This is a genomic window from Psychromonas sp. (genome assembly GCF_041586535.1).
Taxonomy (GTDB): Bacteria; Pseudomonadota; Gammaproteobacteria; order Enterobacterales; family Psychromonadaceae; genus Psychromonas.
Window position 1 is genome coordinate 1 of the sequence record NZ_JBFGZY010000112.1, and the last position, 13884, is coordinate 13884.

Genomic DNA, 13884 nt, shown 5'->3' on the forward strand with positions numbered 1-13884 from the left:
AGATTGATTAAACGAACAATAACCCCCTTTCGAGAGATTGATAAAAAGACATCAATCCTCTACCGGGTGAACATTTTGAACTTAGGTTCAAAAGTTCTTATTAGCTTTTCTAATTAACTTTTTATGCTTGGCGACCATAGCATTGTGGTACCACCTGATCCCATTCCGAACTCAGCAGTGAAACGCAATTGCGCCGATGGTAGTGTGGGGTCTCCCCATGTGAGAGTAGGTCATCGCCAAGCGCCTAATAAACGAAAAATCCCTGTTGACTATGTTAGCAGGGATTTTTTCGTTTAAGCGCTTGATGCGATGACCAACTCGAACATGGGAAATAAAAAGTGGCCACGCAGTGGCATTCCTTTCATGTGATAGTAGGGCGAAGTGGTGCGACAGCACCGTGTCACGAGCGGCTGAGCTCCGCGAATCCTGTCCATCGCCGACTAGCAAAGCAAGCTAAAGACAGGATGCACAGGGTTTATCCGCTCATGGTACTGAACTGGCGTTCAATTCACCCCGCGCCCCTCTCAGCAGGTATTTTTTCGTTTAAGCGCCTGACGCGATAAATAGATCCAATAGGGATTCTCCACTTTCAAAAAACAGCTGTTTTTTACTACTTCAATTTAGGGCATTATTGACTTCCGACAGACTCCAATCGCTTAAGGGTTGAAGTTATAGTGATAACTTTATAAAGCCTTTTAATTGAATGATTAATTCCCTACTGAACGAGCTGATAAGATGAGCAAACTAATTAATAAAGATACTAAAGTATGTATGTCGCTGGCCGCCAGACCGAGTAATTTTGGTACCCGGTTTCATAATTTTTTATATCAGGCGCTTGACCTTGATTACCTGTATAAAGCTTTTACGACAAAAGATTTAGCAGGAGCTATTGCAGGTGTAAGGGCGCTGAGTATCCGCGGCTGCGCGATATCCATGCCATTTAAAGAGGAGGTTCTCGCACTGGTAGATGAACTGGATCCCTCAGCCAAAGCTATAAACTCCGTTAATACTATTGTTAATAATGACGGCTATCTGAAAGCTTATAATACTGACTATATTGCGATTGCGACTCTGTTGTCTCAATATGGGGTGAACAAAGATCTGGTTTTTGCGTTAAAAGGAAGTGGCGGCATGGCGAAAGCTGTTGCCTGTGCTTTAAAAGATGCAGGCTTCTCACAAGGGTATATCGTTGCCAGAAATGAAATAGCAGGCAAACAACTGGCTGCGCTCTATGGTTATCAATGGGTAGCTGATAGTAAGGAGCTGCAGGCTAAGCTGCTGATCAATGTAACGCCGTTAGGCATGTCCGGCGGCCCTGATCAATACACTCTCTCTTTTAGTGAAAGTGAAGTGGATAATGCAGAGATTATTTTTGATGTGGTTGCCTTACCGGCAGTAACTCCCTTGATTGCTTATGCTAAGGCACAAGACAAAACGGTTATTAGCGGCAGTGAGGTGTTTGCTTTACAGGCCGTCGAGCAGTTTGCTTTATATACAGGTGTGCGTCCTGATGCGGATCTGTTTGAGAAAGCGGCAAAGTTTTCCAGAGGTTAAACTATGGGTAATTTTGCCGCATTTCAGTGATACTGGGAAGCTCTGCGCTGATTATCCAATCAACCTAATTGGGATAACCCGCTTTCCTCCCTTTGCTTTGGCAGGTATAGCGAAATCAGCGTGGTTAACAGCAAAAAGGTAAATGAAACCCATAAGCAGGCGGCGAGGCCCGCCATCTGAAAGACCAGACCTGAAAGAATGGTGCCGATCAGGCGTCCCATCGCATTGGCCATATAATAAAAGCCGACATCCAGTGACACACCATCACCTTTGGCATAGCTGACAATCAGATAAGAGTGCAGAGAGGAGTTCACCGCAAATACTGCACCGAAAATCAGTAATCCGATTACAATCACAAGTTGCGGCTGCCATTCCATCTGTACGCCAAATGCGATCAATCCGGTGACCAGGGTTAACAGGCCAGCCCATATAAGCGCTGCAGAACCATCCGGTATTTTACCCTGCGCTTTTCCCGTGATCTTTGGTGCAAAACCCTGCACCACTCCATAGGCAATAACCCACAATGCGAGAAAGCCGCCGACCCATAAATGATCCCAGGCAAATACAGAGCCAAGGTAGACGGGCAGGGCAACAACAAACCATACATCGCGTGCGCCAAACAGGAACATGCGCGCAGCAGAAAGAATGTTAATACTGCGTGATTTAGAAAACAGATGCTTGAATTTAGGTTTATTTTTCGCTTTACCCAGATCACCCTCAAGCCACAAAAGGCTACCTATCAGCACCACCGCCAGCACAGCAGCCATCATTAATACTGCAACCTTAAAACCAACAACGGAAAGCAGTAAACCGCCGATAAAAAAGCCTGCACCCTTGAGGGCGTTCTTGGAGCCGGTCAGTATGGCAATCCATTTATAAAGTGCACCTTGCTGATCATCTGCGACCAGGGTTTTAATCGCGCTTTTTGCGCTCATTTTATTGAGATCTTTGGCAATACCGGAAACGGCTTGAGCTGCCATTACCCAGGGAATGGTTAACCAGATACTGGGTACGGCAAGCATAAGCAAAGCAAAAACCTGCATGGCCAGGCCTATGTTCATGGTTCGATTAAGCCCTAAATGTGCGCCTAACCATCCGCCGATCAGGTTGGTGACTACACCAAAAAACTCATAAAAAAGGAAAAGCGAAGCAATCGCCAGGGTGCTGTAACCCAAATCATGAAAATAGAGCACCACCAGCATACGCAGTGCACCGTCTGTAATGGTGAAGTTCCAGTAATTAAAAGTAACGAGCATATACTGGCGCACACTCTTACTTAGGCTAGAAAACATAACCTTAATCTCTCTTAATTAAAAAGGGCAAGTTAACCTTGCCCTGTAGTTGTTATTATTTTGCCGCAGCAAATTGATTTATATATTCAATCTGTAATGGCTTGGTAAATGCCCCCGGACGAAGCGCTTTTACTTCTGATTTAATCCGCTCCAGCTCCCATCCCAACTCAAGCAATAAGTGTGCAGCCAGTATACCTGTACGACCGGAGCCGCCCATACAATGAAGGGCTAATTTACCGCCCTGATTGACGATATTGTGCAGCTCGGGACTTACCTGCTGCCACTGAGAAGCAAACTCTTCAGCGGGCGCTTGATCATCTTCAATGGGCAGATGGAACCAGGCCATTCCCAGCGCTTTAGTTTGCTCCGGTAATTGTGCAACACCGGCTTCAGCCATTTCAGCTAATGATAAAGCGGTAACAACAGCTTGTACGCCCTGCGCTTTCAGCTGTCCCAGTGAGGCCGATAAATCTGCTTCTTTTGTTCCCGGGCAAGGTGTTAACACTAAAGCTGATTGACCTTCTAATATTTGTAGCTCCCAAGTTGGGTGAATCGTTGCATGTGTCATGTTCTTACCCCTTATGCTAAGCCGACTTTGCGGACAAGTTCTGCGGTACGGGTTGCGTAGCCCATTTCGTTATCATACCAGGCATAGATTTTCACCATGCGCGAACCGACAACCATAGTTGATAATGCATCAACGATAGTCGAACGCTGGTCACCCTTGTAGTCGATAGAGACCAGCGGACGATCTTCATATCCGAGAATGCCCTGCAGTTCATTCTGCGAAGCTTCTTTTAACAGTGCATTAACTTCCTCAGCGGTGGTATCACGTTTAACATCAAAAATAATATCTGTCAGTGATGCATTAGCCAGCGGAACGCGCACAGCATGGCCGTTAATCTTGTCTTTCAGCTCAGGGAAAATCTCAACGATTGCTTTAGCAGATCCTGTTGTGGTCGGAATCAAACTCATACCGCAAGCACGGGCGCGACGAAGATCCGAGTGAGGTGCATCGAGAATCGTTTGCGTATTGGTCAGGTCATGAATTGTTGTAAATGAAGACTGTTCAATACCCAGTTTCTCATGAATCACTTTAACAACAGGGGCAATACAGTTGGTTGTACAAGATGCAGCCGTTACGATCTTATGCAAATCCGGATTAAAGATATGATCATTTACGCCGACAACAATATTGGCAATACCTTCCTCTTTTACCGGTGCGGAAACGACGACTCGCTTAACACCCTGCTGCAGATATTTATTTAAGAAATGGCCTTTGCGGTGTACGCCGGTTGCTTCAATCACGACATCACAACCGGACCAGTCAACCGCGTCAATATCCCGCTCGGAAGTGGTCTTTATGTGCTGGCCATCAATAATCATCTCTGCACCATCAGTTGTTACCTCATGCTGCCAACGCCCCTGAACGGAGTCAAACTCCAGCAGATGGGCAAGGGTTTTGCAGTCACCTGCAACATCGTTAATTACAACAAACTCCAGCTCCGGCCAGTCAAATGACGCGCGCATAGCTAAACGGCCGATGCGGCCAAATCCATTAATTCCAACTTTAATCGTCATCTTTATTTACTCTCTCTTTAATAAATCAGGTCTAAGCGGCACAAGGGCGGTTTTCCATCCCTTGTAACCGTTCAATATCTTGCTGATATTGTTCTTTCAGGCAGTTTGAATCTTTTAAGCCGGTGATGATTTTTCGCAACCAGCCTGGCAGTTCATTAGAAACGCTATACCTCACCCATTGGCCTATTCGCTCGTCAACCAATACACCAGACTGGCGCAACTGCGCAAGGTGACGTGAAATTTTAGGCTGACTCTCCTGCAGGGCCTGGGTTAATTCGCAGACGCACAGTCCCTCTTCTCTGGCAATCAGCAGCAGACAACGGACGCGTGTTTCATCTGATAACATTTTAAAAAATTGATTCGGCAACATTTTTTAATTCACTTATATGGATATACGCATATCTTATAAAATAAAAAATAGAAGTCAAGCAGATCTGTTCACTGTTATGAAAGGTTCATATATTGAGTTCTAACAGAAAACATGGACAGATAACGGGGGAGATCAGATAACAGGGGGAGCAGGGTGAATAGTTTTATAGAAATACTACAAAAAAGGGACTCGTTACTGAGTCCCTTTTTTTATACAATCTATTGTATTTTATAAAATATAACGGCTTAAATCTTCATTTTCTACAACATCATCGAGCATATTGGCAACATAACTTTCGTCAATGATAATGGATTCGCCCTGGCGATCCGAGGCTTCATAGGAAAGATCATCGAGAATGCGTTCCATTAAGGTATGTAACCGACGTGCACCGATATTTTCAGTCGTTTCATTTACATGCCAGGCAGCCTTAGCTATTTTATCGATACCATCCTGGGTAAACTGCACTGTTACCCCTTCGGTTGCCAATAGGGCCTGATACTGCTCGGTTAAAGAAGCTTTTGGCTCGGTTAATATTCTTGCCAAGTCACCTTCTGTCAGCGCTTCCAGTTCAACTCTGATAGGTAGGCGTCCCTGGAGTTCCGGAATAAGATCTGAAGGTTTGGCAATTTGAAATGCACCTGATGCAATAAACAGCATATGATCTGTTTTTACCATGCCGTGTTTGGTACTGACTGTTGATCCCTCAATTAAAGGTAACAAATCACGTTGTACACCTTCTCTAGATACGTCAGGGCCGGAAGCATCACCACGTTTGCAAATCTTATCTATTTCGTCGATAAAGATGATGCCGTTGTTTTCTGCAGCAAAGAGGGCTTTTTCTTTAAGATCTTCCTGATTAATTAATTTTGCCGCTTCTGACTCTATCAGTGTTTTCAGGGCATCTTTAATCTTCATTTTGCGCTTTTTAGTTTGCCCCTTACCGGACATATTTTCGAACATACCCTGTAATTGATTGGTCATCTCTTCCATACCCGGAGGAGCCATTATTTCCACACCTACCTGCGGGGCGGCTACTTCTATTTCAATCTCTTTATCATCTAATTTACCTTCACGCAGTTTTTTACGGAAAGATTGGCGTGCCGCACCGTCTTCAGTATTGATATCCTGCCATTCACCGCCTGTTTTAGCTGGCGGGATAAGGATATCCAGAATGCGATCTTCTGCTAAATCTTCCGCTTTATGGGTCACTTTTTCCATTTCCGCTTCGCGGGTAATTTTAATCGCCACATCCACCAGATCGCGAACGATAGACTCAACTTCTTTACCGACATAACCAACTTCGGTAAATTTAGTTGCTTCCACTTTAATAAAAGGTGCCTTAGCCAGTTTTGCTAAACGGCGCGCTATTTCTGTTTTACCTACACCGGTAGGACCGATCATCAAAATATTTTTAGGGGTAACTTCCTGGCGAATTTCTTCTTCAAGCTGCATACGTCTCCAGCGGTTACGCAGGGCGATAGCGACGGCACGTTTCGCATTTTTTTGGCCAATAATATGGCGGTCTAACTCATGAGCGATTTGTTTGGGTGTCATATTTGACATATTTTTATACCTTATTTGTCACTTTTTGTACTAATTTTATCTTCAAAATCAATACATTCAATTGTTTGAGTTGTGTTAGTAAAAACACAAATATTGCCGGCTATCGTCAATGCTTTCTGGACAATACTCTTGGCATCTAAATCGGTATTTTCCAATAATGCAATGGCTGCTGATTGCGCAAAGTTACCACCGGAGCCAATGGCTATTAAATCATTTTCAGGTCTGACCACATCACCATTACCGGTGATGATGTAAGAATCTTTTTTATCTGCAACAGCTAAAAGAGCCTCAAGCTTGCGCAGCATTCTGTCTGTACGCCAGTCTTTTGCTAATTCGACAGCTGCACGTTCAAGGTTACCCTGATGTGCCTGCAGTTTTGCTTCAAAACGTTCTAAAAGGGTAAATGCATCGGCTGTACCGCCGGCAAAGCCTGCTATTACCTGATTGTTATATAAGCGGTGCACTTTTCGCGCATTACTTTTCATGACGGTATTACCGAGAGAAACTTGACCGTCACCACCAATAACTACTTGGTTACCGCGACGTACTGAAACAATAGTAGTCATATTAATACCTTTGAACTGGGGGAATAGAATTAGCCGTATCGTTAGGCCGTTATTCAATATATATGGGGGATTATCAGGTTTTCAAGGGGCAACAAAAACGAAAAGGATAAAATAATAATTTATCCTTTTCGTTTATTAATACGCATCTTCGAATAGTTTGACTATGTCCAAGCTATTTTAAAATGGATTGGCTTTGTATTTATTATTAACTAACGCCAGAACCAAATCTGACAGCCGTTTATCTTGGCGCGTTGTAATGTATGGCGGTCTTTTTCTGCAGGTCGCTTACGCTCATAAGGGCCTAAAATAACACGATACCAATTACCTGTTTTTCTGACCTCACTGTTTAAACCTTGAAATGCAATTCTGGCTTTTAATGATTCTGCGTCATTCTGCTGGCGGAATGAACCGCACTGCATCTGATAAGGCCTGGTCTCCACTACTTCATCAGGTATATCCACATCGACCTTTTTTGTCTTAAGGATATGTTCATATTCCCATTTAGGTTGAGGTTTCTCCGGCAACACCTCTTCTTTTTTCTGTGCCGGTTTATTAACGATTTGCGGTGTTGATGGTTTTTCGACCCAGAACACAAAATAGCTGATAAACCCTAATATTAATAAAGCCGCTAAAACAGCTAAGTAAGGGATACCATTCATCGCCCCTTTATTTTTAACCGCAGCGCGTTTGCGTACAACGCGCTTTTTTTGGGATCCCGCTCTAGCTGGTTTACGTCTATTCACGGTGGCCATAGCTTACATGCGCTCCAGCGTATTAATTCCTAATAATGATAATCCCTGTTTAAGTGTTTTAGCGGTTAAAGCTGCTAATTTCAGGCGGCTCTGTTTTTGCCCTTCCGTTTGTGCAGCTAAAATCGGACAAGCCTCATAAAAGCTGGAAAATAATCCGGCTAATTCAAATAAATAGGAGCATAAAAAGTGCGGCATCCCTTGTTTGGCAACAGATTTTACAATTTCATTAAACTGCATCAGCTTATTTGCTAAATCTATCTCTTTCTCTTCAGTCAAAGACACTGGCGCCGTGATACTTTGCATTTCAATGCCCGCCTTGTTGAATATACTGGCAACACGTGTATAAGCATAAAGGAGGTAAGGAGCTGTATTACCTTCAAAACTTAACATGCTGTCAAAACTGAAAGTATAGTCGCTGGTGCGGTTTTTAGATAAATCTGCATATTTAACCGAAGAGATCCCCACAATGGAGGCAATATGACGCAGCTCTTGTTCATCCATATCCGGATTTTTTTCTTTTACTAAATCGTACGCGCGCTCTTCAGCTTCTGTTAACAGATCCGCCAGTTTTGCAACTGTTCCTGAACGGGTTTTAAAGGGACGGCCATCTTCACCCATCACTGTACCGAAGGGCATATGCTCAAGTGATGTTTCTGGCTTAACAAAACCAGCCAAGCGAGCGACTTCAAATACCTGCTGGAAGTGCAGGCCCTGACGTGCATCTACAAAATAAAGCACACGATCAGCATTTAATTGATTTTGACGGTAACGCATTGCAGCAAGATCAGAGGTGGCGTACAGGAAACCACCATCTTTTTTCTGGATAATAACCGGTAGAGGCTCACCTTCTTTATTTTTAAAGCTCTCCAGGAATACACATTTTGCCCCCTGGCTTTCCTGAAGTAGGCCTTTTTTATCCAGATCAGCAACAACAGCTGCTAAATCATCGTTATAGGTGCTTTCGCCACGTACATCCTGACGTGTCAGGCTAACACCCAAACGGTCATAGGTTTCCTGGCAATGTGACAGACTGATTTCATTAAACTCTGTCCATAGTTTTAAGCATTCCGTATTGCCGCTTTGCAGTTCAACAACCAGATTACGTGCGCGTGTTGCAAAATCTTCCGACTCATCAAAACGACCTTTTGCGGCACGATAAAAAAGCTCTAAATTCGACAGATTATTTTCAATCGGCTCATTTTTAGCGCGTAACTCTTCCATATACGCGAGCAGCATACCAAACTGCGTGCCCCAATCACCAACATGGTTCTGGCGAATAATTTTATTGCCCTGAAACTCCAGGGTGCGTGCCACAGCATCGCCAATAATTGATGAGCGCAGGTGACCCACATGCATCTCTTTGGCCAGATTTGGGGATGAGTAATCGACAACTATTGTTTGCGGATTCGCTTCTGCTTCAAGGTTTAAGTTTTCGTCTGAATAAGCGCTATCAATCTGTTCTTCGAGAAAGTTTGGATTAATGAAAAAATTGATAAATCCGGGGCCGGCTATTTCCATTTTTATGATTAATTTCGAGTCCGGAATATTTGCTACTATCAACTCAGCCAACTGACGTGGATTTTGTTTAGCAGGTTTTGCTAACATTAATGCGAGATTGTTCGCAAAGTCGCCATGGGATTTATCTTTGGTGCGATCAATAGCAATGCGCGGTTGAATCTCTTCAGGAATAATCTTTTGTGTTTGTAGGGAAACAATTGCTTGTTCAAGTAGTTGCTGAATGTGCGCTTTCATAGATAAATCACCAATAGGGACGGACGAATAAATAAGCGCAATTCTACAGTTTATCGAGGGTGAACACTAGGGGCTGTTTCTCTTTCAAGGTTGTTTTTGCAGCGGTTTGTAGTTTCTTTAATACAAGCAGAGGCTTTGTGGCGTGGTTATTCTGGATAAACAGACGATAACGCAGTGAAAAGAAGTTCCAAATGGAGGCAGAAGGGAGTGGTTAAAAGCGTTTTATTCGCGGCACACCTCGCCCGCGATTAAAACGCTTATTACCCAGCCTTATTATCTGCTTGGACATGTTATTTCTGATAATAGGAGCTTATAAATCTCCGGTTATGCAAAAAAGACCAATATCATAAATACCGGACAGACAATACGCACATAAAGCGGCCAGATCTTCCAGAATAAACCTTTCTCCAGCTCCGGATAGCCTTGTTTAATCTCTTCAAGAAGTTTATTACGGCTCCATACCCAGCCAACAAGCAGTGCAAAGCATAAACCTAAAATCGGCTGGCCGTATACTGTGGTAATTTCAATCACCAAACCAAATAGGGCGCCAAAATTAAATACGATAACAGCTGCTATCAGGGTAATTAAGCCGCCAATCCAAGCCACTGCCGTGCTGCGTTTATGGTTTAACTCTTCAATGGCACAAGCAACAGGTACTTCCAGCATCGAGATAGAAGAGGTAAGTGCGGCAATAATCATCAACAGGAAGAATATCAGGCTAACAACTAAACCTGCGCCTCCCATTGTATCGAACATGGCCGGCAGAACGGTAAATACCAGTGTATCAGAGCTTAATAGTTCCCCTGCTTCAGAGAAAATTTGCACGCCTTGCGCTTTTGCTACAAACATAGCTGGTAGAATAAGTAAGCCGGCACCAATAGCAACGCCTGTATCAACGGCTGCAACCTGAGCTGCTGTTTTGGGAATGTTGATATCTTTGCTCAGGTAGGAGCCATAAACCATGATCGTACCAACACCTAAAGAGAGAGAAAAGAAGGCCTGTCCCATTGCACTTACTACCAACTTAGGGCTTAAGTGAGAAAAGTCAGGGATCAGGTACATTTTTAAACCTTCCGTTGCCCCATCCAGAGTAAAGATATAGATGATCAGAATGGCAAATAACCCGAAAAGCACAGGCATAAGGCGGGTAGACCAAAGCTCGATACCATCATGTACACCGTTTTTAACGACGTGCATAGTCAGAAGCATAAAGGTAACCATCAAGGTCAAATTACGTGCTGGCCCAAAGCTGTTCACCCAATCAGAGGCTGTTGTTAAGCCTACAATATCAAATAGACTTCCTGCAAAAGACCCCACTAACCAGCCGGCAACGATAGAGTAGAAACTTAAGATAAGTGACGCGGTAATCATTGCTGCAAGGCCGAGTAATATTGCTCCGGACCTGCCTTTTGGCCAAACAGCTCTAATTGAACCAATCGGATCAGATTGGCCATAACGGCCAATCGTTAGTTCAGCCACCAACATTGGAAATGCGAGTAAACAGATCATCGCTAGATAGACGAATAAAAACACAGCACCGCCATTGCTTGCTGTTTGTGTTGGGAAACCCCATATGTTACCAAGGCCAACTGCAGATCCTGCCGCTGCCATGATAAAGCCAAACTTTGATGAAAATTGTGCCCTTGAATTACTTGCCATTATATTTTTTCCGTCTGTTTATTGTGTTTACGTAAGTATTAGGGTCTTGGCTTTTTGCATGCGCTTTGGCTGCAAATGCGACCCTATCGTTTTTAATGCCCTGATCTTATGATTGTTATTACGCAGTTTGAGAGTTTAACGGTAAGTCATTCTGTGTAATTTGAAGGATTCAGTAAAACTAATGTCCCGTTTTAACATCTCAGAGGTCTCCATTAAGGTGAAAACATAACAAAGGCACTTGCAACGAATATGCCAGATATTATAGAAAAGAGGGTTAGATTGATTTTATCTTGTAACCTTTTGTATTTAAATTAATTTTATTTTTTGTGAGGTGTTTTGGCGAGAAGTTGTTTTCTTTCTCAAAATAGTATTTTGCACATTTTCGTGTTATTTGATTGATTTGTGCTTTATTGTGGTGTTTATTGTGTTTTTTGTGCTTATTTTTGAGGTTTGTCAGGATTGTGTGTTGTCTTCTATTGTTTGTTACAAGGAAGCGTCTTTTATCAACATCTGCAAATTAAAAAGCCTGCAATAACGGATCAGCTTACAGGCTTTTTATTGGTTAATTCTTAACGACTAAGAGATTAATATGCTTAAGTCATCATGTTAAGCAAATCATTAGCGGCGGCCACTACAGTGCAGCAAAAGCCTGAGCGACTTTATCAATGTTGGCTTGATTTAAGCCTGCCAAACACATACGGCCGCTGGCAATTAAGTAAATACTGTGAGTCTCTCGTAGTTCATTAACTTGCTGCTGGCTAAATCCGGTGTAGCTGAACATCCCTTTTTGCTCAATAAGAAAATCAAAGTTTTTCTCGGGTACTAAGGATTTGAGCTGTTGATGTAACCTATGGCGCATTGAGTCAATACGTGAACGCATGGTTTCTACTTCAAATACCCATTGCTGGTTTAATGCCTTATCGTTAAGTACTTGTGACACTAATTGTGCGCCGTATTTAGCAGGGCTTGAATAATTGCGGCGTACGGTCGCCTTAAGCTGTCCTAATACACGCGTTGCTGTCTCTGCGTCTTGGCACACTAAAGAAAGCCCGCCAACCCGCTCACCATAAAGAGAAAAAGTTTTCGAGAATGAGTTACTTACTAAGAAAGTAATGGCAGGGCGCTTGGCGAGCTCTGTGATCACATAGGCATCCCGCGCTATACTGTCGCCAAAGCCCTGATAAGCCATATCAAAAAATGGAATCAGTTGCTGTTTTTCTAAAAGCGCTATCACGGCATCCCATTGCGCAGTGGTTAAATCAATACCTGTCGGGTTGTGACAACAAGGATGCAGTAAGACAATATCGTTCTCAGGTAATGAAGCAAGCGTATCTAACATTCCTTCAAAATCCAGTGCACAGCTAGTCGCATTAAAATAAGGATAATGACCAACTTCAAAACCTGCACCGGCAAAAATAGCATTGTGGTTTTCCCAGGTAGGATCACTTACCCATACTTTTGCATCAGGAAAATAGTGTTTTAAGAAGTCAGCGCCAATCATCAGTGCGCCAGAGCCGCCCAAAGCCTGGATGGTGGCAACGCGTTGCTCAGCTAATGCCGGGTGATCTGCGCCAAAGACTAGCGTTTGTACTGCTTTTCGGAATGCCTTATCTCCCTCCATCGGTAAATAAAGACAAGGCTCATTAGGGGCGTCGTAGCGTATTTTTTCGGCTCGCTGGACACTTTCTAATGTTGGTATTTTGCCCGCATCATCGTAATACAAACCAATACTGAGATTTACTTTATCGGTACGGCTGTCTGCCATGAATTTTTCCATTAAGGATAAGATAGGGTCCCCTGCATAGGGGGTAACATGACTAAGCATGGCGTGTTCTCCTGTTAAACGGTGTAGCGATCTTTACGATGATTTAATGCGATAATAAGATTAAGCACTAAGCCACAAAAAATAGAGAGGATTAATTGGTAGGTCGAAACAATGGATAACGAGATCAGCATGATCGTCACGTCGGCTCCCATTAGTAACCAGCCAGCTTTAATGGCAAATCTATCCTGCAGGTAGAGCGCTAAGATATTGAAACCACCTAAACTCGCCTTGTGACGAAATAAGATAATAAAGCCGACGCCAAAAATAAAGCCGCCAAAAATTGCAGTATAAAGCGGGTTAACTTCTTGAATATTAATGAACTGGTCATGCAGAGATGAAAAAACAGAAACTAAAAGGACTGCGGAGAAGGTTTTCGCGGTGAATACCCAGCCCATACGACGGATAGCTAAATAATAAAATGGTAAATTTATGAGAAAGAATACCACTCCAAATTCGATACCTATCTTGTAATGAAGTAAAAGCGACAAGCCGGCTGTTCCCCCCGTCAACAGGCCGGCATGCTTTAAAAACAATACGCCAAATGAGACTAAGCTGGTGCCTATTAATATTGCCATGGCATCTTCAAACCAACGGTGGTCGGGGGTTATTTTGTTTTCTGCTTTTGTTTGTGTTTCTGTTAATGCGATATCTGACATTGCACATGACCTTACTGTTAATTACGTTTTGCTTGAACTGTGCGTTATTTATATCACAATGATTGAACCGTGCAAGTGTTGCTTTATTTTTGTTTTATTTGTGCATTTGTGGTGCGTTGATGTGCTTTAATGGTGCATTGTTAGACGCTCCAGATTCAAGAACTTATAGTAAATCTGATCTTCCGCACCTGTTTTAAGAATAAATCTGCCTGTAACGTTCTCCTAAACAGTCAATAATAACTTGCTGCCGCTCCTTCCAATTCACCACCATAGGAGCTTGTTCCTCCAGATAAATAACCGTAACGCCTTGGAAG

12 protein-coding genes and 1 rRNA gene are annotated in these 13884 nt (G+C 43.2%); 2 read left to right on the forward strand and 11 right to left on the reverse strand.

The window, feature by feature from the left end; translation table 11 throughout:
* Positions 1-126: 126 nt before the first annotated feature.
* Both rrf and ABZA00_RS12640 read left to right on the forward strand, forming a co-directional pair.
* Positions 127-242, forward strand: a 5S ribosomal RNA gene (rrf, locus tag ABZA00_RS12635).
* Positions 243-735: 493 nt separating this feature from the next.
* The gene (locus ABZA00_RS12640; RefSeq protein WP_372882524.1) at positions 736-1554 is read left to right on the forward strand and encodes a shikimate 5-dehydrogenase; all 819 of its coding nucleotides are present in this window, start codon (positions 736-738) and stop codon (positions 1552-1554) included.
* A gap of 59 nt (positions 1555-1613) precedes the next feature.
* On the opposite strand, the gene arsJ is transcribed toward ABZA00_RS12640, so the two are convergent.
* The 11 genes from arsJ to ABZA00_RS12695 form a co-directional block, all read right to left on the reverse strand.
* Positions 1614-2846 (reverse strand): organoarsenical effux MFS transporter ArsJ, encoded by a 1233-nt coding sequence (gene arsJ, locus ABZA00_RS12645; protein ID WP_372882525.1) that lies wholly within the window; start codon positions 2844-2846, stop codon positions 1614-1616.
* 55 nt (positions 2847-2901) lie between these two features.
* Positions 2902-3414, reverse strand: coding sequence for a cyclin-dependent kinase inhibitor 3 family protein (locus tag ABZA00_RS12650; protein WP_372882526.1), 513 nt, complete (start codon positions 3412-3414; stop codon positions 2902-2904).
* 11 nt (positions 3415-3425) lie between these two features.
* On the reverse strand, positions 3426-4427 hold the full coding sequence (locus ABZA00_RS12655; RefSeq protein WP_372882527.1) for an ArsJ-associated glyceraldehyde-3-phosphate dehydrogenase: 1002 nt from the start codon (positions 4425-4427) through the stop codon (positions 3426-3428).
* Positions 4428-4458: 31 nt separating this feature from the next.
* Positions 4459-4797, reverse strand: a complete 339-nt coding sequence (locus tag ABZA00_RS12660; RefSeq protein ID WP_372882528.1) for a metalloregulator ArsR/SmtB family transcription factor — start codon at positions 4795-4797, stop codon at positions 4459-4461.
* Positions 4798-5025: 228 nt separating this feature from the next.
* Positions 5026-6360, reverse strand: coding sequence for an ATP-dependent protease ATPase subunit HslU (hslU, locus tag ABZA00_RS12665; protein ID WP_372882529.1), 1335 nt, complete (start codon positions 6358-6360; stop codon positions 5026-5028).
* Positions 6361-6371: 11 nt separating this feature from the next.
* The gene (gene hslV, locus ABZA00_RS12670; RefSeq protein WP_372882530.1) at positions 6372-6926 is read right to left on the reverse strand and encodes an ATP-dependent protease subunit HslV; all 555 of its coding nucleotides are present in this window, start codon (positions 6924-6926) and stop codon (positions 6372-6374) included.
* Between the two features lie 209 nt (positions 6927-7135).
* Entirely contained in the window at positions 7136-7678 is a 543-nt protein-coding gene (locus ABZA00_RS12675; protein ID WP_372882531.1) for an SPOR domain-containing protein, read from the reverse strand.
* Between the two features lie 3 nt (positions 7679-7681).
* The gene (gene argS / locus ABZA00_RS12680; protein WP_372882532.1) at positions 7682-9430 is read right to left on the reverse strand and encodes an arginine--tRNA ligase; all 1749 of its coding nucleotides are present in this window, start codon (positions 9428-9430) and stop codon (positions 7682-7684) included.
* 324 nt (positions 9431-9754) lie between these two features.
* Positions 9755-11089: a sodium-dependent transporter gene (locus tag ABZA00_RS12685; RefSeq protein WP_372882533.1), complete on the reverse strand. Its 1335-nt coding sequence runs from the start codon at positions 11087-11089 to the stop codon at positions 9755-9757.
* A 631-nt stretch (positions 11090-11720) separates the two neighbouring features.
* On the reverse strand, positions 11721-12914 hold the full coding sequence (locus ABZA00_RS12690) for an aromatic amino acid transaminase (RefSeq protein WP_372882534.1): 1194 nt from the start codon (positions 12912-12914) through the stop codon (positions 11721-11723).
* Between the two features lie 14 nt (positions 12915-12928).
* Positions 12929-13570, reverse strand: coding sequence for a YitT family protein (locus ABZA00_RS12695; protein WP_372882535.1), 642 nt, complete (start codon positions 13568-13570; stop codon positions 12929-12931).
* Positions 13571-13884 lie beyond the last annotated feature (314 nt).